The sequence below is a fragment of the Metapseudomonas resinovorans DSM 21078 genome, from assembly GCF_000423545.1.
GTDB classification, from domain to species: Bacteria; Pseudomonadota; Gammaproteobacteria; order Pseudomonadales; family Pseudomonadaceae; genus Metapseudomonas; species Metapseudomonas resinovorans.
In genome coordinates this window covers 94,098-119,905 of the sequence record NZ_KE384030.1, presented here as the reverse complement: position 1 = coordinate 119,905, position 25,808 = coordinate 94,098, and the positions used below count along the sequence as shown (strand labels likewise).

The window sequence follows — 25,808 nt, the reverse complement described above, 5'->3', positions numbered from 1 at the left end:
GCCATCAGTGAAGCAGATAAAGGAGGCCAGTCCCCAGCAACATGCTGGACAGGCCCATCAGGCGGAGATGGCGGTCCTTGAACTCCGCCAACCCAAGCACCGCGGCGCGCCAACGGCGCGGATAGAGGAAGGGCAGGATGCCTTCCAGCACCAACATCAGACAAAAGGCAATGCCAAGTTCCTGCCACATGATTCCCGCGGACGCAAAAAAGCCGGGATTTCCCGGCTGACCCATAATAACACGTTTTCCCTGACGGTCACCCCAGCGGACGATGAGCGTCCGCTGGGGGACTGATTCAGCGTGCGGCCTTGTCCAGATAGCGGAAGAATTCGCTATTGGGGTCCAGCACCATCACATCACCCTTGCTGGAGAAGCTTTCGCGGTAAGCCTGCAAGCTACGGTGGAAGGCGTAGAACTCCTGGTCCTGACCATAGGCCTTGGCGTAAATGGACGCAGCCTTGGCGTCACCGTCACCGCGGGTTTCCTCAGCTTCGCGATAGGCCTCGGCCAGCAGTACGCGGCGCTGACGGTCCGCGTCGGCACGAATACCTTCCGCCAGCTCCGCCCCCTTGGCACGGTGTTCGCGGGCCTCTCGCTCACGCTCAGTGCTCATCCGCTCGAAAACGCTACGGTTGACTTCCTTGGGCAGGTCAATTGCCTTCACCCGCACGTCCACCACCTCGATACCGAGCTCCTTGTTAGCCATGCGATTCAGCGCGGCCGTGATGTCCGCCATCAGCGCATCGCGCTCGCCGGAAACCACTTCATGAAGGGTCCGCTTACCGAACTGGTCGCGCAGACCAGCCTCGAGTCGGCGAGACAGACGCTCGTCGGCGATCTGTTTCATACCGGAGGTCGCGGTGTAGAAACGCTCGGCATCAGCCACACGCCACTTGGCAAAGGCATCCACCATTACCGCTTTCTTCTCGAGGGTAAGGAAACGCTGGGTTGGGGAATCCAGAGTCAGCAGGCGAGCGTCGAACTTGCGCACCTGATTGACGTACGGAATTTTCATGTGCAGGCCGGGCTGCACGTCCGCTTCGACGATGCGGCCAAACTGCAGGAGAACCGCTTTCTCGGTCTGCGACACGATGTAGAGACTGCTCCACACGATCATGGCCAGCACCACACCGCCGATCAGGGCAAACAGCGATTTATTGCTCATCAGCGACTCTCCCTGGAACGCAGATTGCGCTGCTGCAAGTCGGTGGAAACACGCGAACCGAGATCACTGCCACTTGCTCCGGCAGATGCGGCTGGCGCCACCGGGGCGGAGCTACCGCCACGATTGTCGATCATCTTGTCCAACGGCAGGTAGAGCAGGTTGTTCTGGCCTTCCTTGCCGGTTACCAACACCTTGCTGGTGCTACCAAGGACGTCTTGCATGGTCTCCAGGTACAGGCGCTGGCGAGTGACTTCCGGGGCCTTGTGGTACTCGGTGAGCAACTTGCTGAAGCGGTCGGCCTCACCCTCAGCCCGGGCGATCACTTCGTCGCGGTAGCCGTTGGCATCTTCGATGATGCGCTGCGCCTGACCTCGAGCCTCGGGCACCACTGCGTTGGCATAAGCCTCAGCCTGGTTCTTGGCGCGCTGTTCGTCTTCGCGGGCACGAATCACGTCATCAAAGGCTTCCTGCACTTCACGCGGGGCAGCCGCACTCTGCACGTTGACCTGGGTAACCGTGATACCGGTGCGATAAGTATCGAGGAAGCGCTGCAGGCGCTCCTTGATCTCGCTCGCCATCAGCTCGCGCCCCTCAGTCAGCACCTGGTCCATCTCAGTCGAGCCCACCACGTGGCGCAGGGCGCTTTCAGTGGCGTGCTGCAAGCTGACCTCAGGCTGATCGACGTTCAGCACGAAATCCTGGAGGTTGCTGATCTTGTACTGGACGGTGAGCGGCACCTCGACGATGTTCTCGTCCTCGGTGAGCATCTGACCCTGCTTACTGTATGCACGTTCGCGGGTGACGTTCTCCTGGAACTTGCGATCGATCGGCGGAAAATAGAAGTTCAGGCCAGGACCGACAGTTTCGTAGTACTTGCCGAAGCGCAGCACGACGGCCTGCTCCTGCTCGTCCACCACATAGACGGCACTGTACAGCCAGACCACAGCAAGCAGTGCCAGGCCAATACCGAGCAGGCCAAAACCGCCTGATCTGCCGCCGCTGCCATCGCCGCCGCCACGTTTCTTGCCGCTGCCGAACAGCCCGTTCAGGCTGTCCTGCAGCTTGCGGAAGGCCTCGTCCAAGTCCGGTGGCCCTTTGCGGTCGCCACCACGGCGTCCACCCCAGGGATCCTGGTTGTTCGAGTTGCCACCCGGCTCATTCCAAGCCATAGCGCTCTCCATACTGATAAAGCAAAGACGCGCCCACGGCGCGCCCGCCCATGCTACCCAAGCCCGCGGCCCGCCGCAAAACCACCTAAACGGGCTTTATTGCAAAGTGTGTTGCTCGAGAAACTCGCTTGGCTGCCAACCTTCACGACTGACCAGCCGGTTCAGCTCGACACGCGGCAGGCGCACAGCCAACAACGCATCCCCTGCTTCATTGTGCTCCTCGGTCTGCACAGCGCCGAGAGCGAAGAACTGAGCCCGCAACCGGCCGAATCGCTGCGGCAGGCGCAAGGTACCCACAAACAGGTCGTCACCCAGCAGCTCAGCCACGGCCTGCTCGAGCAACTCGAGTCCACTGCCATCACGTGCCGACAGCCAGACCCGCTCCGGCTTGCCTTCTTCGTCGCGCTGGATGTGCGGCTCGACGCTTTCCAGCAGGTCCACCTTGTTGTAGACCTCCAGCATTGGCAAGCCTTCAGCACCGATCTCACCCAGCACCGCGAGCACCTGCTCGATCTGCGCCATGCGCTCAGGCTCATGGGCATCGATCACATGTAGCAGAAGATCGGCGTTGGCGGATTCTTCAAGGGTAGCCCGGAAGGCCTCCACCAGCTTGTGCGGCAAGTGGCGAATGAAACCCACGGTGTCCGCCAGCACGATCGGCCCCAGATCGTCCAACTCCAGCCGGCGCAAAGTCGGATCAAGAGTGGCGAACAACTGGTCGGCTGCATAGACCTCAGAGGAGGTCAGGGAATTGAACAGCGTGGACTTGCCGGCGTTGGTATAACCAACCAGGGAAACTGCCGGAATATCCGCACGCTTGCGCCCGCGACGAGCCTGCTCGCGCTGGCTGCGGACCTTTTCAAGACGCTGTTTGATCTGGCGAATGCGCACTCGCAGCAGGCGGCGGTCGGTTTCCAGCTGGGTTTCACCCGGGCCACGCAGGCCGATACCGCCTTTCTGGCGCTCAAGGTGAGTCCAACCGCGCACCAGGCGCGTGCTCATGTGCTCAAGCTGGGCCAGTTCGACCTGCAGCTTGCCCTCATGCGTACGGGCGCGCTGGGCAAAGATATCGAGAATCAGACCGGTACGATCAAGCACCCGGCACTCGAAGGCACGCTCAAGGTTGCGCTCCTGGCTGGGTGTAAGGGTGTGATTGAAGATGACCAGCTCGGCTTGCTCAGCCCTGACCAGGTCATGCAACTCGTCGACTTTGCCGCTGCCTATCAGGTACTTCGCCGTTGGCTGGTGACGGGAAACGGAGACGAATGCCACCGTGTCCGCACCGGCCGAACGTGCAAGCTCAAGGAATTCCTGCGGGTCTTCGCGCGCCTCGGGATCTTGGCCTTCCAGATGAACCAGGATGGCCCGTTCACCACCACCAGGGCGTTCGAAAAACAAAGCAGTCTCCTATCAGGCGTTACCCGGCTCAGGCTGCTCTTGCTCGGAAGCGCTGGGCAGACGTACCGGACGACTCGGTACCACAGTGGAAATGGCGTGCTTGTAGACCATCTGGCTGACAGTGTTCTTCAGCAGAATCACGAACTGGTCGAAGGATTCGATCTGGCCTTGCAACTTGATGCCGTTTACCAGATAGATAGAAACCGGTACGCGCTCCTTACGCAGGGTATTGAGGTAAGGGTCTTGTAGCGAATGCCCTTTTGACATATGCCGCACTCCTTTAGGGATCTAGTTTTCAAATGACAAGAAAGATGAACGGTACCCGCCCTACCCCCAAGGATAGACGGTAACCGGTGAGGTCTCAGTTCAATATGGAGACCGACGTCAGGTATTTCAAGGTGCGCGGCAGATTGTCGCAAGCCAGGCTGTCCAACCAGTGCAGGTCGGACCAACTGCGTAACCAGGTGAACTGTCGCTTGGCGAGTTGGCGGGTGGCAATGATACCGCGCTCTTCCATCTCGGCCCGAGTCAGCACGCCATCCAGATAATCCCAGGCCTGACGATAACCAACCGCTCTTATAGACGGCAGCCCTGCATGCAAGTCACTTCTGCAGCGCAGCGCTTCGACCTCTTCGATGAAGCCCTGTTCCAGCATCAATCGAAAACGTTGCGCAATTCTTTCGTGCAAAACCTGACGTTGCGCGGGAGCAATGGCCAAGTGCGCGACAGTATACGGCAAATGCGCCGTTCCCGGCGTGTTCCCGGCCATATTTTGCGCAGCCTGGCGCTGTCGGTGAGCAGTCATGGTGAGCCCACTGACCTTGTAGACTTCCAGTGCCCGGGTCAGGCGCTGGGGATCATTGGGATGGATTCGTGTCGCGGACTCCGGGTCCACCACCGCCAATTCCCGATGCAGAGCCTCCCAGCCGTCACGGGCTGCGCGGGCTTCCAACTCCGCGCGCACCGCGGGATCGGCGCTGGGCATGTCCGCCAACCCTTCCAACAGCGCTTTGAAATACAGCATGGTGCCGCCGACCAGCAGCGGAATCTTGCCCCTGGCGGTGATTTCCTTCATGGCGGCGAGGGCATCGGCACGGAACTCTGCGGCTGAGTAGCTCTCGGCCGGGTCGCGGATATCGATCAGGCGATGGGGAAACTCGGCCAATGTGGCCTTATCCGGCTTGGCGGTGCCGATATCCATGCCACGGTAGATCAGCGCCGAATCGACACTGATCAGCTCGCACGGCAGCGTTCGCGCCAGCTCCAGGGCCAGGTCGGTCTTACCGGCAGCCGTGGGGCCCATGAGAAAGATCGCCGGCGGCAGCCGTTCAGTCATGTTCAGCGGCCGCGCAGGAACAGCTTGTCCAGGTCATCCATACCCAGCTGCGTCCAGGTCGGACGCCCATGGTTGCACTGACCACTGCGCTCAGTGTGCTCCATGTCGCGCAGCAGGGCATTCATTTCCGGCTGAGTCAGGCGGCGATTGGCACGCACGGCGCCGTGACAGGCCATAGTGCCGAGTAGCTCATTGAGGTGCGCCTGGATGCGGTCGCTGGTGCCGTACTCCAGCAAATCGGAGAGCACGTCGCGCACGAGCTGCGAGGCTTCGGCCTGCTTCAACAGCGCCGGAATCTGGCGGATGGCCAGGGTTTCCGGACCGAGACGCTGCAGCTCAAAACCAAGCCGGCGGAACCACTCGCCATGCTCTTCAGCACAATCAGCCTCGCGCTGGCTGACGGCGATGGACTCGGGCACCAGCAGCGGCTGCCCCTTGAGCCCTTCACTGGCCATGGCCACCTTCAAGCGCTCGTAGGTGATGCGTTCGTGAGCAGCATGCATATCCACCACCACAAGCCCCTGGGCATTCTCAGCGAGTATGTAGATACCCTTGAGTTGGGCCAATGCGTAGCCCAAAGGCGGGACATCACCCTGCGACTCAGGCAGCGCAGGTGGTGCGGGAGAGGCTGTCAGCGGCGCGAAAAACTCACGATACGCACCCTGCGCCTCGGCAACCGGCACAGCTGGCTGCGAACGCGGAGCCTGGTAGCCGCCGCCTGCAGGCAGGCGCCATGCCGGCTCGACCACTTGCTGCTCCAGCACATTGGCCGCCAGACTCATCTCACCCTGGGGCCCGAATTCACCGGCAGCGCTGCCGGTCGGGCGCATCACGACTTCGGTAGCGCCCGGCGCAGCCAACTGGTCCTCGGGGCGAACCTCACCCAAGGCGCGGTGCAAGGTGCCGTAGAGGAAGTCATGAACCATGCGACTGTCACGGAAGCGCACCTCGTGCTTGGTCGGGTGCACGTTGACGTCGACCACCGCCGGATCAACCTCGAAGAACAGCACAAAGGTCGGGTGCCGCCCGTTGTAGAGCACGTCGCGATAAGCCTGCCGCACCGCGTGGGCGACCAGCTTGTCACGTACCATGCGGCCGTTCACGTAGAAGTACTGCAGGTCCGCCTGGCTGCGGGAGAAGGTCGGCAGCCCGACCCAACCCCAGAGATGCAGGCCATTGCGTTCGACTTCGATGGGCAGCGCCTGCTCAAGGAAGGCCGGGCCGCAGACAGCCGCGACACGACGGGCTCTGGCAATGGCCTCGCGCGCCTCGTGCAGGGCGAAGATGGTCTTGCCGTTGTGGCGCAAGTGGAATGCCACGTCGAAGCGGGCCAGGGCCAGGCGCTTGATGACTTCCTGCAGGTGGTCGAATTCGGTCTTCTCTGCACGTAGGAACTTGCGGCGCGCAGGTGTATTGAAGAACAGGTCGCGCACCTCCACCGAAGTGCCCACGGGATGGGCGGCCGGCTGCACCCGGGCTTCCATGTCGCGACCTTCGGTTTCCACCTGCCAGGCCTGATCAGCGTCGGCGGTGCGAGAAGTCATGGTCAGGCGCGCGACGGAACTGATCGACGCCAGGGCCTCACCACGGAAACCCAGGCTCATCACCCGCTCCAGGTCTTCGAGATCACGGATCTTGCTGGTGGCGTGGCGAGCCAGGGCCAGGGGCAAGTCATCTGGCGGGATACCACCGCCGTCGTCACGCACCCGCAGTAGCTTGATACCGCCCTGCTCCACCTCAACATCGATACGCCGGGCACCTGCATCCAGGCTGTTCTCCAGCAGCTCTTTGATAACCGAGGCGGGGCGCTCAACCACCTCGCCGGCGGCGATCTGGTTTGCCAGCCGCGGACTCAGCAGCTGGATGCGCGCCAACTCACTCATGGCTGCGCCGCCAGCGCCGCCGCGGGGATAGTCAGCATCTGACCGACCTTGAGGTGGTCGCTCTTCAGAGAATTGGCACTACGCAGGGTGGCCATGCTCACCTCGTAACGCTGAGCAATCAGCGCCAGGCTCTCACCAGAGGTCACCACGTGCTCACGTGGACCGATGGCGATCTTCCCCTGGTCACGCAGCCAGGCGATATAGGTTCCCGGCGGAGGGTTCTGCTGGAAGAACTGCTTGATGCCGGTCTGGATCGAGCGCGCCAGCGCCTGCTGGTGGCTGCGGTTCGCCAGCTTTTGGGATTCGTTGTGGTTGGAGATGAAGCCGGTCTCCACAAGGATCGACGGAATATCCGGCGACTTCAGCACCATAAAGCCAGCCTGCTCCACCCGGCGCTTGTGCAACGGGGTGACACGGCTGACGTTACTCAGCACCTTCTGTCCGACGTTGAGGCTGGAAGACAAGGTTGCCGTCATCGACAGATCCAGCAGCACACCCGCGAGCATGCGGTCCTTGTCGTCCAGACTGACGCTGCCCACACCACCGATCAGGTCGGAGCGGTTTTCGTTGTCGGCCAGCCAGCGCGCGGTTTCCGAAGTGGCGCCACGGTCAGACAGGGCAAACACCGAAGCACCGAAGGCACTGCGACTTGGCGCAGCGTCGGCGTGGATGGAGACGAACAGGTCGGCGCCTTTCTTGCGGGCGATCTCGGTACGCTTGCGCAGCGGGATGAAGTAGTCGCCGGTACGCACCAGTTCGCCACGGAAGCCCTTCTCCTGGTTGATCTGACGCTGCAGCTCCTTGGAGATGGCCAGGGTCACGTTCTTCTCGTACTGCCCCTTGGGCCCGAGGGCGCCGGGGTCTTCACCACCGTGACCAGCGTCAATGGCAACCACGATATCGCGCTTGCCACCCGGCACTGGCGGCAGCTTGCTGGGGGCCGGCTGGGTCGGCGTCACGGGAGACTGAGGCGTGCTTGGCGCGATGGCGACCTGAGGTGCGCTGGCCTCAGCGGCGGCGGCTTCCTGATCGAACAGGTCCACCACCAGGCGGTTTCCGTACTGCTGGTTGGGCGCCAGGGAGAAGCTCTTCGGCGTCACGCTGGCTGACACGTCGATCACCACCCGCAGATCGGTGGGCGTGCGCTGGGCGGAACGGACGCTGGTGATCGGCGTATTGCTGAGGGACAGTTGCTCCAGCTTGGTGGCCAGCTGGGCGCCATTGATATCGATGACGATGCGATTAGGTGCAGTCAGGGTGAAGACGGAATGCTGCACCGGCCCAGACAAGTCGAAGACCAGGCGGGTATTGTCAGGCGCGCGCCAAAGCCGCACCCCGCGGACCTCCGCGGCAGCCAGGACATCAGCGGCGAACGCCGCGAGCAGAACCCCAATCCCGGCAAACAGTGCGCGCGAGCGCATACCCCACCCCATCTTTGTTTTCATGCTCCTAAGGCCAGGGCGGCACACCATGCTTCGCCGCGCTCAGTGTGTGGCGACAACCGCAGCGAACGGCCGCCCGCTTGCTGCGTAATGTTAATGTCCAGGTCAGCCTTTGGCAAAATGCCGGCGCCCCGCTGCGGCCACTCGATCAGGCACAGCGCATCGCCTTCGAAGTAATCGCGGATACCCAGAAATTCCAGTTCCTCCGGGTCGGCCAGGCGGTATAGATCGAAATGGAAGGCGCGCTTGTCACCGATTTCATAAGGCTCCACCAGGGTGAAGGTGGGACTTTTCACCGCACCGGCGTGGCCCAGGCCGCGCAGGATGCCGCGAGATAGCGTGGTCTTGCCCGCGCCGAGGTCTCCGTGCAGGTAAAGAATTCCACTCCCCTCGGTCAGGAGCGCCAAGCGGGCACCGAGGGCCAGCATGGCCTCCTCGCCTTCGGCATGCAGGATCACTTCAGGCACGGCGCAAACTCCTCGAGCAACTGACGAATGGTCGGAATTAGATCACTGGCCGCCAGCCCCCTGCCCGCTCGGGCCAGGCTTTCGCCAGCATTGGCATGCAGCCAGACGGCCAAGCAGGTGGCGGCGTAGCCGTCCATCCCCTGGGCCAGCAGTGCGCCGATCAGGCCGGCAAGCACATCCCCAAGCCCGGCCCCGGCCATCACCGGATGGCCACGATCACAGAGTGCGAGACGACCATCAGGGGCGGCCACCAGGCTACCGGCGCCCTTTAGCAGGACTACGGCATCGAACTTCTGCGCCAGCGCCAAGGCCGTACGCGGTCGGTCGGCCTGCACGTCAGCGGTGGGAACCCCCAGCAGGCGCGAGGCCTCCCCCGGATGCGGCGTGATCACAGCGCCAACAGGTAGTCTGGCCTGTCCGACTGCGAGCAGGTTAAGCGCATCGGCATCCCAGACCTGGGGCACTTCCAGTCCCGCCACAACGCTGAGCAGACTGCGCCCCCAGGCGCCCTGCCCCAGCCCCGGCCCCACCACCAGCACGTCGGCCTTACTCGCCAGCGCCAGCAGCTGATTGGCGGAGCTCACTCCCGCGCTCATCAGTTCCGGGCACCGCGCCAGGGCGGCCGGCACGTGTTCGGGCCGGGTCGCCAGAGACACCAATCCAGCGCCACTGCGCAGGGCGCTTTCCGCCGACAGCAGCGCTGCACCACCCAGGCCGCGATCCCCCCCTACCACCAGCAGATGGCCGAACTGACCTTTGTGGGCAGTGCGTGGGCGTGGTGCAAGGCGTTGCAGACCGCCGACCGCCATGCGCTCTGCAACTCGCGGCGTGACCGCAAGCAAAGCCGGATCGGCCTGCAGATCATCGAACACCAACTCGCCCACCAGATTCGGCGCATCGGCAGTGAACAGGCCTATCTTGAGGCCGATAAAGGTCACCGTCAGGTCTGCTCGCACTGCGACGCCCTGCACGCGGCCGGTGTCGGCACAGAGGCCGGACGGAATATCCACGGCCAGCACCGGCAGGGCACTGGAGTTGAGCAGGCGAATGGCCTGGGCGTAGGGTTCGCGCACCGCGCCGGAAAGCCCAGTGCCCAACAGGGCGTCAACTGCCACGCCATCCAATGTCGCGCATTCGCTCCAAAGCTGGATGGTGATGCCGGCGGCAATGGCCTCATCCCGCGCCAGCGCGGCATCACCAGTGAGGGCATCGCTCGCCCCAACGGCCAACACCTTGACCCGCCAGCCAGCACGCTGGGCCAGTGCCGCTATCAGATAGCCATCGCCGGCATTATTGCCGTGGCCGGCCAGGACGCTGAGGCTTCCTGCCTCCGGCCAACGCCGGCGCAGGGCCCGCCAGGTCGCATGAGCGGCACGCCGCATCAGCTCGAAGCCCGGAGTGCCGGCAGCGATCAGGCGGGCGTCGAGATCCCGCACCTGGGCGGCGGAATGAAGCGAAAGGGGCAGGTCGTCGCGGGAAGGAAGCATTGGATTCGGTTGTGGCTGCGAGGTCTGGCAGAATTATATCCACCTCGACACCGGTTTCCCGCCCCAGCATGACCCTTTCCTCGCAAGATCTCGCCTCCCTCGCTCAATCCATCAAGGACTGGGGCCGAGAACTGGGCTTCCAGCAGGTGGGCATCACCGGAGTGGAGCTCGGTGAACATGAACGACACCTGCAGCGCTGGCTGGACGCCGGGTTCCAAGGCGAGATGGACTACATGGCCGCCCACGGCAGCAAGCGCTCGCACCCGGACGAACTGGTGCCCGGCACCCGGCGGGTCATTTCCCTGCGCATGGACTACCTGCCCGGCGATACGCGCATGGCCAAGGTGCTGGGCCAGCCGGAAAAGGCCTATGTCTCGCGCTACGCCCTGGGGCGCGACTACCACAAACTGATCCGCAAACGCCTGCAGCACCTGGCCGAGCGCATCGAGAAGGTCATAGGTCCGTTCAACTATCGCGCCTTCGTCGACAGCGCGCCGGTGCTGGAGAAAGCCATCGCAGAGCAGGCCGGGCTGGGCTGGATTGGCAAGAACACCCTGGTCCTCAACCGCAAGGCCGGTAGCTACTTCTTCCTCGGCGAGCTGTTCGTCGACGCCCCCTTGCCGGTGGATGAGCCCCACGGCAGCGAGCATTGCGGTCGCTGTTCGGCCTGCCTGGACATCTGCCCTACCGCCGCCTTCGTCGGCCCTTACCAGTTGGATGCGCGGCGCTGCATTTCCTACCTGACCATCGAGTTCAAGGGCAGTATTCCCGAAGACTTGCGCCCGCTGATCGGCAACCGGGTGTTCGGTTGCGACGACTGCCAGATGGTCTGCCCCTGGAACCGCTTTGCCCGCCCCTCAGGTGAAGGCGACTTCCAGCCGCGCCACGGCCTGGACAACGCCGAGCTGGCTGAGCTGTTCCGCTGGAGCGAGGAAGAATTCCTCAGTCGAACCGAAGGCTCACCCCTGCGTCGCGCCGGCTACGAACGCTGGCTACGCAACCTGGCGGTGGGGCTGGGCAATGCGCCGTCGAGCATCCCGGTACTCGAAGCCCTGCAGCTGCGCCGCGAATACCCATCTGAGCTGGTGCGCGAGCATGTGGAGTGGGCGCTTGCCCGGCACGGGGCAAGCGCGACGCGAGTCAGATCTTGATGAAATGCTCACGATAGTGCCGCAGCTCCGCGATGGAGTCGCGGATGTCGTCCATAGCCAGGTGGCTGCTGCTCTTCTTCACGCCATCACGCACCTTGGGCGCCCAGCGTGCGGCCAGCTCCTTGACCGTGGAGACGTCCAGATTGCGGTAGTGGAAGTAGGCTTCCAGCTGCGGCATGTGGCGATAGAGGAAGCGGCGATCCTGGCAGATGCTGTTGCCGCAGATCGGTGACTTGCCCTTGGGTACCCACTGTTCGAGGAAGGCCAGGGTCTGGGCCTCGGCTTCGGCCATGCTGATACGACTCTCGCGCACACGCTGGGTCAGGCCGCTCTGGCCGTGCTGGCGGGTGTTCCATTCGTCCATGCCGGCGAGGATTTCATCGCTCTGATGGATCGCGATGGTCGGGCCTTCAGCGAGTACATTCAGCTCGCTGTCGGTAACGATTGTGGCCATCTCGATGATGACGTCCGTATCCGGATTGAGGCCGGTCATTTCCAGATCGATCCAGATAAGGTTCAAGGCATTCTGCATAGTCGGTCTCCAAGGCGAGGCGCGCATTCTAGCTTAGAGCCTGCTGTTACGGGCTGCGTGCTAAACTCGCGCGGTTTTTCACAAGCGGACCCACCATGGCAAAGCGCCAACTCAGTCGCCGGCAAAGCTGGCGCATCGAGAAAATCCAGGAAGAGCGCGCAGCCCGCGCAGCCAAACGAGAGTCCCGCGCGCTCGATGAGCTCGAAGGCGGCGACCTGGGCCCAGAGCAGACCGGCCTGGTGATCGCGCACTTCGGCGTCCAGGTGGAAGTCGAGGCACTGGAAGGCGAACAGGCCGGCCAGATCATGCGCTGCCACCTGCGCGCCAACCTGCCAACCCTGGTCACCGGGGATCGCGTGGTCTGGCGCTCCGGCAATCAAGGCATCGGCGTGATCGTTGCCCAACTGCCGCGCAGCTCGGAGCTCTGCCGTCCGGATATGCGCGGCTTGCTCAAGCCAGTGGCAGCCAACGTCGACCAGATTGTCATCGTCTTCGCACCCCTGCCCCACCCCCACGCCAATCTGATCGACCGCTACCTGATCGCCGCCGAACACGCAGGCATCCACCCGTTGCTGCTACTGAACAAGGCTGACCTGGTGGATGAACAGAACAGCGCCATGCTCGACGATCTGCTCGGCGTCTACCGCCAGCTAGGCTACCCGCTGCTGGAGGTTTCGGCGCGCGAAGGCGGCGGCATGGAGGACCTGATGTCGCGGCTCGATGGCCACATCAGCGTGTTCGTCGGCCAGTCCGGCGTGGGCAAATCGTCCCTGGTGAACAGCCTGCTTCCAGGCGTGGATACCCGAGTAGGCCCCCTTTCCGAACTCACCGGCAAGGGCACCCACACCACCACCACTGCGCGATTGTTCCACTTCCCCGGTGGCGGCGAGTTGATCGACTCCCCCGGCATCCGCGAATTTGGTCTGGGCCACGTCAGCCGTGGCGACGTCGATGCCGGCTTCATCGAGTTCAACGACCTGCTCGGGACCTGCCGCTTCCGTGACTGCAAGCATGACCGCGAGCCCGGCTGCGCCCTGCTCAAGGCCCTGGAAGAAGGACGCATCCATCCACAACGCATGGCCAGCTACCGGCATATCCTTGCCAGCCTGCCCGAGGACGAATACTGATCCTGCACGTTCGGTCGCGTTGAGCGACGTCGATCCCGCAATACCCCCCGAAAACAAAGAGGCCACGCAATGCGTGGCCTCTTTCGTATGCAGCGGGATCACTGCCCCTTGGGCTCGTCCATCCTCAGCACACCGTCTTCGAAGATGTTCAGTTTCTCTCTTAGCTCACGCGGTTGTGTGGGCTCCCCCGGGTCAGTCGCCGGCGGTTGAGGCATCGCCCCGTCACTGACTGGGGGCTCGGCTTGCTGAGGCTGCTGATCGTCAGGCTGGTCACTCTCCCCCTGTTCACCCTCGATGGCTCGCTGGGCCCTCTTGGTCAGGACGATGATATCGATGCGGCGGTTGACCGGGTTGAAAGGGTCCTTGCGATCGAACAATGCGGACGAGGCATACCCCACCACCCGCGCCACCTGCCCTTCCGGGTAACCACCGGCGATCAGGGTCCGGCGTGCAGCGTTGGCACGACCGGCGGACAGCTCCCAATTGCCGAAATCGCCATCGCCGGCATAGGGCTTGGCGTCGGTATGGCCGCTGATGCTGATCTTGTTGGGGACCGCCTTGATGGTCTCCGCGAGGATCAGCAGGATGTCTTCGAAATAGGGCTGCAGGCGGGCACTGCCAAGGTCGAACATAGGGCGGTTGGCAGCATCCATGATCTGGATGCGCAGGCCGTCCTGGGTGATCTCGAAAAGTATCTGGTCTTTGAACTTGCGCAGCTCGGGGTTCTCTTCGACCTTGTTCTGCAGCTCCTGCAGCAACAACTCCAGGCGCTCGCGCTCGATCTGCTCGGCCAGGGTTTCGACCTGGCTGGCGTCAACGGGCGCGGTATCGCTGGTGTCGGTTGGCACCTCCTGGGCATCAGGGGCGTCCTTCAGTTCCGGATTGAGAGTGCGATCAGGCGCTGGCGTCGGCGTCCCCCCCAAGTCGATGACGTAGGGGCTGGCACTCTCGGTGAAGCCGATGGGGTCCTTGAAGTAGCCAGAGATGGCTTTCTTCTGCTCGGGCGTGGCCGAGGACATCAGCCAGAGCACCAGGAAGAACGCCATCATCGCGGTGGCGAAGTCGGCGAAGGCGATCTTCCAGGCACCGCCGTGGTGACCGGCGGCGTAGCGCTTGACGCGCTTGACGATGATCGGCTGGTTGTTCTCCATGACTCAGCCTTCAGCTGCCGCGCACGGCTTGTTCCAGCTCGCTGAAGCTCGGGCGATGCGCCGGGAACAGCGTCTTGCGGCCGAACTCCACTGCCAGCGACGGCGGCATGCCGGAAGCGGAAGCCACCAGGCAGGCCTTGATAGCCTCGAACACGTTCAGCTCTTCGCGGGCATCGTGCTCCAGGGACACCGCCAGCGGGCCGAAGAAGCCGTAGGCCGCGAGGATACCGAGGAAGGTACCCACCAGCGCCGCCCCCACGTGCTGGCCGAGGGCGGCCTGCTCGGCCTCGCCCAGCATGGCCATCGTGACCACGATACCCAGTACCGCAGCGACGATACCGAAGCCCGGCAGACCATCGGCGATCCGGTTGACGGCGTGGGCAGGGTGCTCCAACTCTTCCTTCAGGCTGGCCAGTTCCATGTCGAACAGGCCTTCCAGCTCATGGGGCGCCATGTTGCCGGACGACATGATGCGCAGGTAATCGCAAATGTAGGCAGTCATCCGCTCATCCTTGAGGATGCCCGGGTACTTGCTGAAGATGGGACTAGCGGCGGCGTCCTCGATATCGGCCTCGATGGCCATCATCCCTTCGCGACGGCTCTTGTTGAGGATCTCATAGAGCAAGCGCAGCACTTCCAGGTAGAAACCGTGGGTGAAACGGGTGCCGAACATCTTCAGCGACTTCTTGAACACGATCATCGTCGTGCTGCCGGGGTTGGCCTGAAGGAACGCCCCGAGCGCGGCGCCACCGATGATCAACACCTCGAAAGGCTGGATCAACGCGGCGATTTTGCCGTGAGACAGGATGTACCCACCGAGCACGCTGGCGAATACGACGATGATGCCGATGATTTTTGCCATAGGAAGGAAGCTTGAAGAGTCAGTAGAAAGGGTTATGAAAAGAGCCCCTTCTAATTATCGGAAGATATGCGCCAGACTATAGCCTGTTCAGGCGAAAAGCCAGATTGGCGGCCCTCTATGTCAACCGCAAAGCCCTTGCCACGCAGCCTCGACGGCTGGATCAAGCACCTCGATGGAGTGCGCCTGCCCGTCCCCGCCGCCGCCCATGAGAAAGTCCGCCGCGCCCTCGGCGACGGCCGCCGCTCCCTGCGCGATATCGCCGACCTGACTCAGGAGAGTCCTGCCCTTGCCCTCAGCCTTCTGCGCGAGGCCAACGCCGCCGGCAGCATGCTGAGCAGCCCGGCGGAGAGCCTGGAAGTCGCCCTCAGCCGCCTGGGCCTGAAGCGCGCGGAAGTGTTGCTCAACCGCTTGCCGGCCATCCCCGAGGAAGAAATTCCCCACGCGCTGCGCCAGTTGCAGTTGATCAGCCAGCACGCCGCCCAGCAGGCCAACGGTCTATTCGCCGCCCGACTCGCGCGCCTCTGGCAGGAGATCCACTGGTGCAGTCTTTTATTCCTCTCCCCCCTCTGGCCGCTCCTGGCCACCCATCCGGAGCTCTTCGCCACCTGGGAAAGGCGCGTACTGGGCGAAGGCGAGCCGGCCACCAGGGTCGAGCGCGAACTGCTTGGCGTGCCGCTGCTGCGACTCTGCCAGGCCCTGGCCGAACACTGGAAGTTGCCCGGCTGGATTGTCGAGGGCTACCGCCTGCTGAATGACGATCGTCGCCTGCTGGTGAAGGCCCTCCATATCGCCCGCGACAATGAACACCCCCTGCACCAGCAGCAACAACTGGACGCCAACCCTGCCCTGGGTCGCTGGCTGACCCAACCGGGCAACACCGTCCTGCTGGCCAACGGCCTGGCGATTTCTGCCCATGCCGGCTGGTCCGGCGGCCACAGCCTTCGCTGGCAGCGCCTCACCGGGTTGTTCATGAAGATGCCGCTCGACGAACTGCAGCAGCATGTCCACCAACAGGCCGCGCAGAGCGGGCGCTTGCATGCCCGCGACGACCTCTGGCACCCCGCCGAAGCACTGCTCTGGCCCTGGAACCAACATCGCCTGCACCGTGAACCCGTCACGGCACCAGCACCTACTGCAGGCGCCCTGGACGACTGGCGCCGTCACTGCGGCGAGCTGATTCGCGAACCCAGCCCCTTCACCAACGTGGTGCAACTTTCCGCCTGCGCCCGAGATGCCCTGGAAAGCGGTGGCATGCGTCGGATCCTCGTACTACTGGCCGACCGCAATCACAGCCGTCTACTGTCCCAGCAACAGGCCGGACTGCCAAAGGAGGCCAACGGCCTGCAACTGGACCCCAACCAGAGCCAGGTGCTGCGACGCCTGCTCACCCAACCCGGACAGTTGCGCCTGGGCCCCGACAACATGGCGCAGTTTTCTGCCCTGCTGCCCGGCCAGCTCAAGAGTCTGTTCCCGGGACATCACCTGTTGCTGCGCTCCATCGCGGTGAACGGTCGGGTGGCCATGCTGGTGGTGGCGGACCAGGACGGCGCGCCTTTCGCCGAAATCAGCCTGCGCGCCTTCGCCAAGACGGCCCAGTGCATCGAGCGCGCCCTCGCCACCTTCGCCAGACGCGGCCGCTAGGCTTTCCTATACAATCCGCCACTTTGTTCATTCACGGAGGCTTTCATGTCTGCCTTCTCCAACCTGCCACTGGTAATCGAGCCGGCCGAACTGGTGGCCCTGCTTGGCGCCAGCGAGCTGATCCTGGTCGACCTCACCAGCGTTGCCCGCTACACCGCAGGCCACATACCTGGCGCACGCTTCGTCGATCCGAAGCGCACCCAGCTCGGCCAGCCACCGGCACCTGGCTTGCTGCCGCCCAAGGCCGACCTCGAAAAGCTGTTCGGCGAACTCGGCCACCGCGCCGATGCCACCTATGTGGTCTATGACGACGAAGGCGGCGGCTGGGCCGGACGTTTCATCTGGCTGCTCGATGTGATCGGCCACCACCGTTACCACTACCTGAACGGTGGCCTGCACGCCTGGCTGGCCGAAGGCCGGGAAACCACTGAAGCCACACCCACGCCAGTGGGTGGCCCGCTCGCCCTGACCCTGCACGACGAACCCACCGCCACCCGCGAGTACCTGCAGGGCCGCCTGGGCGCCGCCGATCTGGCCATCTGGGACGCTCGCGGTCCCGGCGAGTACAACGGCACCAAGGTGCTGGCCGCCAAGGCCGGGCATATCCCCGGCGCGGTCAACTTCGAGTGGACCGCCGGCATGGACCCCGCTCGCGCCCTGCGCATCCGTACCGACATGGCCGGAATCCTCCAGTCCCTGGGCATCACGCCGGACAAGGAAATCGTCACCCACTGCCAGACGCACCACCGCTCGGGCTTCACCTACCTGGTCGCCAAGGCCCTCGGTTATCCGCGGGTCAAGGGCTATGCCGGGTCCTGGTCCGAGTGGGGCAATCATCCGGATACCCCTGTAGAGCTCTGACGCCCTACCCGCCAAGGAACCCCAATGAAAGAACGCCTATTCATCATCAGCCAGTACCTGCTGCCGCATCACCTGCTGTCGCGCCTGGCCGGCTGCATCGCCGAGTGCCGCGTGCACTGGTTCAAGAATGCTTTCACCACCTGGTTCGCCAAGCGCTACCAGGTGAACATGAGTGAAGCGCTGGTCGAAGACCTCACCGCCTATGAGCACTTCAACGCCTTCTTCACCCGTGCCTTGAAGCCTGGCGCCCGACCATTGGACGAAACCCCCGAGGCCATCCTCTGCCCGGCCGATGGCGCCATCAGCCAGATGGGTCCGATCGAGCACGGCCGCTGCTTCCAGGCAAAAGGCCACAGCTTCAGCGTACTGGAGCTGCTGGGTGGCGACGCCGAGCGCGCCGCGCCCTTCATGGGCGGCGAGTTCGCCACTGTCTACCTTTCGCCCAAGGACTATCACCGTGTGCATGCGCCCCTGGGCGGCACGTTGCGGGAGATGGTCTATGTACCGGGCCGGCTGTTCTCGGTAAACCAGAGCACCGCCGAAAACGTGCCTGAGCTCTTCGCCCGCAACGAGCGCGTGGTGTGCATCTTCGATACCGAGCGCGGCCCGATGGCCGTGGTGCTGGTGGGCGCGATGATCGTCGCCTCGATCGAAACCACTTGGGCCGGCCTGGTGACGCCGCCGAAGCGCGAGCTGAAGACCTTCAGCTATGACGAAGCGGCGCGCGCGCCCATCAAGCTGGAGAAGGGCGACGAGCTCGGTCGTTTCAAGCTGGGTTCCACCGCGATTGTCCTGTTCGGCCCGGACCAGGTTCGCTGGTCCGAGAACGCCTGGCCCGGCAGCCAGGTACGCATGGGCCAGTTGCTGGCCCTGCCCAAGGACGCCTGATCGAAGCGAATCCTGGCCGGACCGTCCGGTTCGGCCAGGCGCCTATCAGCCAATCACTGCGCACGGCCAAACGGCCAACCCGTCCACAGGCCGACCCTTTGGATAGGCTGCCAGCGCGCAAGGATGCTGATAGAGTGCTGAGATCCAGCCCAATACACCCCACACGAGAAATCGGAGAAACCGATCCGGATGGACCACCAGAGCCCTCACCTGCTGTTGCGTGCACCCGCGCCTAGCAAACAGAGCCTGTCCTTCTGCGATGCCACCCCTCGTGAGCTGAAACGCTGGATCTCCCACCTGCCCAAGGCCAACCTCGGCGAAACCGCTCGCCAGCTCTATCAGGCCCTGGTGGAACTCAACCAGTTGATCACCCCGACCGAGAACCGCCTGCAACTTCTCGAGTTGATGCGTCCGGAAGTGCATTTCGTCTGCCAGCACCTGGAACGGCACTTCATTGGCCAGTCCATCGTCCTGGACGAGCGCCCGCGCAAGGTTGCCAACCTCTGCCAGGCCCTGCAGAACCACCTGGCCATCGGCTACAAACTGATCATCGTGCAGGAGTCGCCGCGCCCCAGCCGTGACCGCGAGCGCGCACAGCTCCTCGCCATTGCCCTGCAACGGGCAACCCACAGCCTGAACGGCCCACTGATCCGCTCCAGCCAGCTCTACTGCCCGGTCCCCGAAGGCCTCTGGCTGGAACTGCACCAGCTCTATCAGTTGGCTCAGAGCCGCCAACTCCATCGAGTCGCCGTGCGCGACCCGCTTGCACGCCACACGCAAGGGCTCAGCGTTGAGCAGACCTACCTGGTGGCACTGCTGCTGGGTTGCGCCCGCTGCAACCAGATGCGCCAGAACGGCATCGCCCGCCTGGCGGAAATCCTCGAACCCTGGAGCACGCTGGTGAAACTTCAGCCGGCCGAGCTGCCCTCCAGCCTCTTCGCCGTGGCACCCCAACTGGACGGGCCACCGCGCTACAAGTCGCTGTTCCAGGAAGTCGACCCACGCACGCTGCTGGGCCTCGACCCGCTGCCGCTGGTGGATGTCATCAAGGAATACCTGATCCTGCCAGCCGAACAGCGCAACCAGGCGCGCCTACCGCTGCCTGAGGGCCTGACCCTCGATCTGCTGCAGCACCTGAGTTCAGCCTGGGGCGATATTTCCGAGCGCACCTTCCAGCGCAACCCCGGCCAGGGCGGCCTGACCCTGTGCATCGGCATGAGCGCGCTACACTTCTTCCTGGCAGGCAGTCGCTCTTTCAGCGAAGTGCTCAAGCTGCCCGAGGATGTCGGCCAGGCGGTGTTCGACACGCTCGGCAAGAAACCTGCAAAAGACATCTGGGCCAACGCCTTCGACGCGCAACCCACCCAGGGCTGGCAGCCGGGCATGCCGATGGAAGAAATCGAATACACCAGGCCCGTTTCCGAGAGCAGCCCCCCTCCGCCTCAGGCCAGCACAGCACCGGAAAGCTATCCGACCTTCAACGTCGCGGTGGTCAACCACAGCCCAGGCGGCTACTGCCTGAGCTGGCCCAAGGAAGTCCCCAGCCAGCTACAGGCCGGCGAGCTGCTCGGTGTTCAGGACGCGCCCGACCAGGGTTGGAGCATCGCCGTAGTGCGCTGGATTCGCCAGGTGAGAGGCGGCGGCACCCAGATGGGCATCGAACTGGTGGCACCCCAGGCGCAGTCCTGCGGCGTGCTGCTGATGCGCAAAGGCGAACAGAACAGCCATTACCTGCGCGCCCTGCTGCTGCCGGCCATTGGCGCGATTTCCCGTCCAGCCACCCTGATCACCCCGCGCCTGCCCTTCCAGGAAGGCAACAAAGTGCAGATCAACCTGCACGGCGATGAACACCGCGCGGTGCTCACCCGACGCCTGACCAGTACCGGCAGTTTCAACCAGTTCGAGTACCGGATTTTCGAACAACCGACACCGCCGCAAGGGAAACCTGTCACAGGTCCAGGCAGCGTGACGCAAGGCAGCGAGGAAGATTTTGACTCGCTATGGAAGTCGCTGTAGATTCCCGACTCACCACCATTCGTCGCCTATTCGCGCTCGTTCGGCGCTAAGCACAGGCCATGGCCATCGAAAAGAAAACGATCCGCCTGCTGATCCTGGAAGACTCGCAGAACGAAGCCGAGCGCCTGGTCAGCCTGTTTCGCAACTCAGGCCGCGCGACTCGCGTTCATCGCATCATTTCCGCTGACGACCTCAACGAGGTCCTGCAACAAAGCTGGGACCTCCTGATCGCCGCGCCCGACAGCGAGCACCTGAGCCCGGGCGAAGCCCTCAACAGCATCCGCCGCCAGTCCAAGGACATCCCGTTCATCCAACTGGTGCAGGACAACGACTCCGACCTCATCACCGAAGCTCTGGCGCTAGGCGCCCAGGACGCCCTGCCCCAGGGCGAAGACGAGCGCCTGGTACTGGTCGCCAACCGCGAGCTGGCCAACCTCGAGCAACGCCGCGCCCGCCGCGCCGCCGAAGTCAGCCTGCGGGAAGCCGAGAAACGCTGCCAGCTGTTGCTGGACAGCTCGGTTGACGCCATCGCCTATGTCCACGACGGCATGCACATCTATGCCAACCGCGCCTACGTCGAGATGTTCGGTTACGACGATGGCGACGAACTCGAAGGCATGCCGATGATCGACCTGATCGCCGGCGTCGACCAGGCCGGTTTCAAGGACTTCCTGAAGAACTACCGCGACGACGAAGGCAGCGGCGAACTCACCTGCAATGGCTGCAAAGTGGACGGCCAGAGCTTCCAGGCACGCATGAATTTCTCCCCTGCCACCTACGATGGGGAGCCCTGCATCCAGGTGGTCATCCGCGCCGAGACCGACAGTGCCGAGCTGGAGGAAAAACTGCGCGAGATCAGCAGCCAGGACCTGGTCACTGGCCTGTTCAACCGCTCCCACTTCAACGAAATGCTCGACACCGCGGCCGAGCGCGCGGTCAAGACCAGTCAGCCTTCGAGCGTCGCGTACATCCGCGTAACCCGCTACTCCAGCCTGCTCGCCGAAGTCGGCATTGCCGGTGTCGACCTGTTGCTCACCGACCTCGCCAATCTGCTGCGTGCCCACTTCGCTGGCGATGCGCAACTCGCCCGTTACGGCGACGACGTATTCGGTGTCCTGCAACAGGGCATTACCCCGGAACAGGCCGAGGAAAGCCTGCAGAACCTGCTGAAGAAGATCGACGTCCACCTCTTCGACGTCAGCAACCGCACCGTGCAGGTCAGCCTGTGCATCGGCGTTGCCGGCCTAAGCGAGACTACCCCCAAGGCCCAGGACGTGGTGGACCGCGCCCATCGCTGCGCCGACGAACTGGGTGACGAGAACGGCCTCAAGCTGTACAACCCAGCCGATGAGCTGGCCGCTGCGGCCAACCGTGGCAGCCTGGTGGCAATGGTCCAGCAGGCCCTGGAGAACAACAGCTTCCGCCTGCTGTTCCAACCGATCATCAGCCTGCGCGGCGACAGCTTCGAGCACTACGAAGTGCTACTGCGTCTGCTCAGCCCCCAAGGCGAGGAAGTGCCGCCCGCCGATTTCCTCGACGCCGCCAAGGAAGCAGGCCTGGCGGAGAAGATCGACCGCTGGGTGATCCTCAACTCCATCAAGCTGCTCGCCGAACACCGCACCAAGGGGCACAACACCCGACTCTTCGTCCACCTGTCCGGCGCCAGCCTGCAGGACCAGACGCTGCTGCCGTGGCTCAGCGTGGCGCTGAAGGCGGCGCGCCTACCGTCCGATGCCCTGATCTTCCAGTTCAGCGAGCCCGACGCCATCGCCTATCTGAAGCAAGCCAAGGCGCTTACCCAAGGCCTGGCCGAACTGCACTGCCAGGTCGCCCTAAGCCAGTTCGGCTGCGCGTTGAACCCGTTCAATACCCTCAAACATCTCTCCATCGACTTCGTGAAGGTGGATGGCTCCTTTACCCAGGACCTCAGCCGTGCAGAGAACCAGGAGGCCCTCAAGACCCAACTGGCAAGCCTGCACGCCCAGGCCAAGATGACCATCGTGCCTTTCGTCGAGACAGCCAGCGTCCTGGCCACCCTATGGCAGGCCGGCGTGAACTACATCCAGGGTTATTACCTGCAAGGTCCCAGCCAGGCGATGGACTACGACTTCTCCTCCGGAGACGAGTAGCGCATTCATTGGCCCGCCAGGCCAAGGCCAGCCGTTAGCCCACGAAAAAGCCGCCCTAAGGCGGCTTTTCTATTTCCGGCACGACATTCAGTCCCTGCCGTCGCGGTCGCGGAAACCCAGCAGGTAGAGGATGCCATCCAGGCCCAGCGTGGAAATGGCTTGCTTGGCCGACTGCTTGACCAGCGGCTTGGCGCGGAAGGCCACGCCCAGCCCAGCCAGACCGAGCATTGGCAAGTCATTCGCACCATCGCCGACAGCGATGGTCTGCTCCAGGCGCAAGCCCTCTTTCTCCGCCAGCTCGCGCAGCAGATCGGCCTTGCGCTGGGCGTCGACGATGGGCTCGATAGCCACGCCGGTCAGCTTGCCATCGACAATCTGCAGCTCGTTGGCGAACACATAGTCGATGCCCAACTTGGCCTGCAATTGCTTGGCAAAGTAGCTGAAGCCGCCAGAGAGGATAGCGGTCTTGTAACCCAGGCGCTTGAGCTCGGCGAACAGGGTTTCCGCGCCTTCGGTGAGTCGCAGGGAGGCGCCGATCTCTTCCAGCACGTCCTCGGGCAATCCCTTGAGCAGCCCCAGACGCTCCTTGAAGCTGGCACGGAAGTCCAGCTCGCCGCGCATCGCACGCTCGGTGATCTCGGCAACCTGGTCGCCCACACCGGCAGCCTTGGCCAGTTCGTCGATCACCTCGGCCTCGATCAGCGTCGAGTCCATGTCGAACACCGCCAGGCGACGGTTGCGACGGAACAGCGAATCACGCTGGAAGGCAATGTCGACATTCAATTCCTGAGCCACGCTGAGGAACTCGGCACGCAGGGCCACCGGATCCGCCGGCTCGCCGCGCACGGAAAACTCGATGCAGCCCTTGCTTTGGTCCGCGGGCGTATCCAGATGCATGCGGCCCGACAGACGGTCGATGTGGTCGATATTGAGGCCGTACTTGGCAGTGATGGAGCTCACCCGCTGCAACTGCTCGGCGGTCACCTTGCGGGTCAGCAGGGTGACGATGTAACGGCTCTTGCCCTGGCCGTCCACCCACTGCTGGTAGTCCGCCTCGGGTACCGGGGTAAAGCGCACCTGCTGATCCAGCTTGTAGGCAGTGAACAGCACGTCCTTGAGCACGGCCGAGGCTTCGGCGTTATCCGGAATTTCCACCAGGATGCCGAACGACAGCGTGTCGTGAATCACCGCCTGGCCGATATCCAGGATGTTCACACCGCCCTGGGCCAGCGCACCGGTAATAGCCGCCGTCAGACCGGGACGATCCTCGCCCGTGATGTTGATCAGGACAATCTCGCGCAAGGCGCACCTCACTCAACGCATGAAAAGGCGCACATTCTACCCACTTTCGCAGCCCCCGCAGCATGCCCGGCGCTTTGCCCTGCAAGGGGCGCTCGCTATACTGCGCCACAATTTCGTCCGAGAAGAGCCGCGCTCTGTGAACCGGCCCACGCCTGTCAAACCCGACAATTTCTTCCTGCTGATCTTCCACGCCCTGCGCCAGCGGCGCGTGCCGATTGCCTTGCGCATTGCCAGCCACAGCCTGTTGCTGGTAGCCCTGGCCCTGGTGATCTACGCCTGGGTCATGGGTATGCAATTCAAGCAGGCCATGCAACAGCAAGCCGATGCCCTGGGCCAGAGCCTGACCGCGCAGACCGCGGCCTCGGCCACCGAGCTGCTGGTGTCCAACGACATCCTCAGCCTCAACGTGCTGCTCAACAATCTGGTGAAGAACCCGCTGGTGGCCCACGCGGCGATCTACAGCGTGGACAACCGCATCCTTGCTGAAGCCGGTTCGCGGCCCAAGCAGGGCCTGTTGGGCGAGACCGAGGGCCTGTACTCCACCCCCATCACCTTCCAGGAAGTGATCGCCGGCCATCTGCGCCTGAGCCTGGACATGGAGCAATTCCAACAGCCGATGACCATCAGCCTGCAGAGCATGGGGCTGCTCAGCCTGATCCTGCTGGCCCTGACCCTGTCGCTGAGCCTGCGTCTTGGCCGGCACATCTCGACGCCCCTGTTGCAACTGCGCGTCTGGCTGCGCGACCCGGATGACCCTGCCCCAGGCGCCGGTCGCCAGGACGAGATCGGCGACCTGGCTCGCCAACTTCAGGCTCGACTGGTGCCGGAGAAGCCGGAACCCATCCCGGAAGAGGACTACGCCGAGGTCGACGAGGACTATCTGGAGGACGAGCAGGACGACCAGGAGCACTTCGAGATCCGCGACCTGCGCGATGACAGCTTCGACGGCGAGGACGAATCCCCGAGCGAGCTGTTCACCCCGGACGAGGAGGACCCTTTTGCCGATCTACGCGAGGAAATGGCCGAGCCTGCTCCTGCACCCGCGCCGGTTGCTCCGGATGAACGGCATAACAGTGCCGTCCTCGCCATTCAGTTGGGCGCCCAGGACCAGCTGCGTCGCCTGCCACGCGCGCGCCTGATGGATCTGCTGCAACGCTATCGCGACTGCCTCGACCAGGCCTCCCGCCTATACCACGGCCAGTTGCTGACCCTGAATGACGGCAGCAGCCTGATGCTCTTCCACAGCCAGGACGGCGGCGAGGATTACCTGACCCACGCGCTGTGCTGCGGCGAGCTGCTGCGAGCCCTGGGACATGCCCTGCAGATTGAAGTTGCCGACAGTGGCATCACCCTTCAACTGCAGCTGGGACTGACTCTGGGTGACGATCTGTCCGGCCTCGGCCAGGGCGATCTGCTGCTAAACGACACCACCCAGAATGCGCTGGCGCTGAGCCAGCACAGCCGCAACTTGCTGCTGGTGGAACGCGCCGTTGCCGAGGACGACCTGGTTCGCCAACGTGCCCGCATCCGCGCTATCACCAGCCCGGAAGGTGCCTGCTGCGTCGAGCGCCTGCTGGAACCCTACCCTTCGCTGCTGGAGCGCCAATTGGCGCGCATGCACGAAGCCCGGGCACACTGAACACCCGAACGACGAGAAAGCCCGCGGATGCGGGCTTTTTTGTGTCCGATCGAATCGTACTGCCTGGCGATTGAGTTTCCTCAAAGGGCAATTACCAGGGCGGCAGGGACTGTTGCGGCTGGGCAACGCGGCACGCCATGTATCGATTCCAGACGGGACTC

22 protein-coding genes are annotated in these 25,808 nt (G+C 63.6%); 8 read left to right on the top strand and 14 right to left on the bottom strand.

What is annotated here, in order from left to right; all coding sequences use genetic code 11:
- Nucleotides 1-4 precede the first annotated feature (4 nt).
- The 10 genes from G559_RS0123930 to G559_RS0123885 form a co-directional block, all read right to left on the bottom strand.
- A complete protein-coding gene (locus G559_RS0123930; RefSeq protein WP_003453007.1) occupies nucleotides 5-190 on the bottom strand; it encodes a DUF2065 domain-containing protein in 186 nt (61 codons plus the stop codon).
- Between the two features lie 106 nt (nucleotides 191-296).
- Entirely contained in the window at nucleotides 297-1,166 is an 870-nt protein-coding gene (gene hflC / locus G559_RS0123925) for a protease modulator HflC (protein ID WP_028630654.1), read from the bottom strand.
- Complete coding sequence (gene hflK / locus G559_RS0123920; RefSeq protein ID WP_028630653.1) at nucleotides 1,166-2,335, bottom strand: FtsH protease activity modulator HflK; 1,170 nt, start codon at nucleotides 2,333-2,335, stop codon at nucleotides 1,166-1,168. Before hflK ends, hflC begins: the two co-directional genes overlap by 1 nt.
- Nucleotides 2,336-2,431: 96 nt before the next feature.
- Nucleotides 2,432-3,733, bottom strand: a complete 1,302-nt coding sequence (hflX, locus tag G559_RS0123915) for a ribosome rescue GTPase HflX (RefSeq protein ID WP_028630652.1) — start codon at nucleotides 3,731-3,733, stop codon at nucleotides 2,432-2,434.
- Between the two features lie 12 nt (nucleotides 3,734-3,745).
- A complete protein-coding gene (gene hfq / locus G559_RS0123910) occupies nucleotides 3,746-4,000 on the bottom strand; it encodes an RNA chaperone Hfq (RefSeq protein ID WP_003453015.1) in 255 nt (84 codons plus the stop codon).
- A gap of 94 nt (nucleotides 4,001-4,094) precedes the next feature.
- Nucleotides 4,095-5,069 carry a tRNA (adenosine(37)-N6)-dimethylallyltransferase MiaA gene (gene miaA / locus G559_RS0123905; RefSeq protein ID WP_028630651.1) on the bottom strand — a complete coding sequence of 325 codons (975 nt, stop codon included), beginning with the start codon at nucleotides 5,067-5,069 and terminating at the stop codon, nucleotides 4,095-4,097.
- A gap of 2 nt (nucleotides 5,070-5,071) precedes the next feature.
- Nucleotides 5,072-6,952 (bottom strand): DNA mismatch repair endonuclease MutL, encoded by a 1,881-nt coding sequence (gene mutL / locus G559_RS0123900; protein ID WP_028630650.1) that lies wholly within the window; start codon nucleotides 6,950-6,952, stop codon nucleotides 5,072-5,074.
- A complete protein-coding gene (locus G559_RS0123895) occupies nucleotides 6,949-8,385 on the bottom strand; it encodes an N-acetylmuramoyl-L-alanine amidase (RefSeq protein WP_162144833.1) in 1,437 nt (478 codons plus the stop codon). The genes mutL and G559_RS0123895 overlap by 4 nt, the downstream gene beginning before the upstream one ends.
- 8 nt (nucleotides 8,386-8,393) lie before the next feature.
- Nucleotides 8,394-8,861, bottom strand: coding sequence for a tRNA (adenosine(37)-N6)-threonylcarbamoyltransferase complex ATPase subunit type 1 TsaE (tsaE, locus tag G559_RS0123890; protein ID WP_028630648.1), 468 nt, complete (start codon nucleotides 8,859-8,861; stop codon nucleotides 8,394-8,396).
- Nucleotides 8,849-10,348: a bifunctional ADP-dependent NAD(P)H-hydrate dehydratase/NAD(P)H-hydrate epimerase gene (locus tag G559_RS0123885; RefSeq protein WP_028630647.1), complete on the bottom strand. Its 1,500-nt coding sequence runs from the start codon at nucleotides 10,346-10,348 to the stop codon at nucleotides 8,849-8,851. Before G559_RS0123885 ends, tsaE begins: the two co-directional genes overlap by 13 nt.
- 68 nt (nucleotides 10,349-10,416) lie before the next feature.
- On the opposite strand from G559_RS0123885, the gene queG reads away from it, so the two are divergent.
- Nucleotides 10,417-11,499 carry a tRNA epoxyqueuosine(34) reductase QueG gene (gene queG, locus G559_RS0123880; protein WP_028630646.1) on the top strand — a complete coding sequence of 361 codons (1,083 nt, stop codon included), beginning with the start codon at nucleotides 10,417-10,419 and terminating at the stop codon, nucleotides 11,497-11,499.
- On the opposite strand, the gene orn is transcribed toward queG, so the two are convergent.
- Nucleotides 11,489-12,031 carry an oligoribonuclease gene (gene orn / locus G559_RS0123875; RefSeq protein WP_028630645.1) on the bottom strand — a complete coding sequence of 181 codons (543 nt, stop codon included), beginning with the start codon at nucleotides 12,029-12,031 and terminating at the stop codon, nucleotides 11,489-11,491. The genes queG and orn overlap by 11 nt on opposite strands.
- Before the next feature lie 95 nt (nucleotides 12,032-12,126).
- Here orn and rsgA point away from each other — a divergent pair, with 95 nt between their 5' ends.
- On the top strand, nucleotides 12,127-13,158 hold the full coding sequence (rsgA, locus tag G559_RS0123870; protein WP_028630644.1) for a small ribosomal subunit biogenesis GTPase RsgA: 1,032 nt from the start codon (nucleotides 12,127-12,129) through the stop codon (nucleotides 13,156-13,158).
- Between the two features lie 98 nt (nucleotides 13,159-13,256).
- Here rsgA and motB read toward each other — a convergent pair whose 3' ends face one another.
- Both motB and motA read right to left on the bottom strand, forming a co-directional pair.
- Complete coding sequence (motB, locus tag G559_RS0123865; RefSeq protein ID WP_028630643.1) at nucleotides 13,257-14,309, bottom strand: flagellar motor protein MotB; 1,053 nt, start codon at nucleotides 14,307-14,309, stop codon at nucleotides 13,257-13,259.
- A 10-nt stretch (nucleotides 14,310-14,319) separates the two neighbouring features.
- A complete protein-coding gene (motA, locus tag G559_RS0123860) occupies nucleotides 14,320-15,171 on the bottom strand; it encodes a flagellar motor stator protein MotA (protein WP_028630642.1) in 852 nt (283 codons plus the stop codon).
- 117 nt (nucleotides 15,172-15,288) lie between these two features.
- On the opposite strand from motA, the gene G559_RS0123855 reads away from it, so the two are divergent.
- The 5 genes from G559_RS0123855 (at nucleotide 15,289) to G559_RS0123835 (ending at nucleotide 22,706) form a co-directional block, all read left to right on the top strand.
- Entirely contained in the window at nucleotides 15,289-16,812 is a 1,524-nt protein-coding gene (locus G559_RS0123855; protein ID WP_028630641.1) for an HDOD domain-containing protein, read from the top strand.
- A gap of 45 nt (nucleotides 16,813-16,857) precedes the next feature.
- Entirely contained in the window at nucleotides 16,858-17,673 is an 816-nt protein-coding gene (gene rhdA, locus G559_RS0123850; protein ID WP_028630640.1) for a thiosulfate sulfurtransferase, read from the top strand.
- A 24-nt stretch (nucleotides 17,674-17,697) separates the two neighbouring features.
- The gene (gene asd / locus G559_RS0123845; protein WP_028630639.1) at nucleotides 17,698-18,561 is read left to right on the top strand and encodes an archaetidylserine decarboxylase; all 864 of its coding nucleotides are present in this window, start codon (nucleotides 17,698-17,700) and stop codon (nucleotides 18,559-18,561) included.
- Nucleotides 18,562-18,750: 189 nt separating this feature from the next.
- Entirely contained in the window at nucleotides 18,751-20,577 is a 1,827-nt protein-coding gene (locus tag G559_RS0123840) for a hypothetical protein (RefSeq protein WP_028630638.1), read from the top strand.
- A gap of 59 nt (nucleotides 20,578-20,636) precedes the next feature.
- Complete coding sequence (locus tag G559_RS0123835) at nucleotides 20,637-22,706, top strand: EAL domain-containing response regulator (RefSeq protein WP_028630637.1); 2,070 nt, start codon at nucleotides 20,637-20,639, stop codon at nucleotides 22,704-22,706.
- Between the two features lie 87 nt (nucleotides 22,707-22,793).
- On the opposite strand, the gene serB is transcribed toward G559_RS0123835, so the two are convergent.
- Entirely contained in the window at nucleotides 22,794-24,008 is a 1,215-nt protein-coding gene (serB, locus tag G559_RS0123830; RefSeq protein WP_028630636.1) for a phosphoserine phosphatase SerB, read from the bottom strand.
- Between the two features lie 136 nt (nucleotides 24,009-24,144).
- Here serB and G559_RS0123825 point away from each other — a divergent pair, with 136 nt between their 5' ends.
- Nucleotides 24,145-25,647 (top strand): AhpA/YtjB family protein, encoded by a 1,503-nt coding sequence (locus tag G559_RS0123825; protein WP_028630635.1) that lies wholly within the window; start codon nucleotides 24,145-24,147, stop codon nucleotides 25,645-25,647.
- The last annotated feature ends 161 nt before the right edge of the window (nucleotides 25,648-25,808 follow it).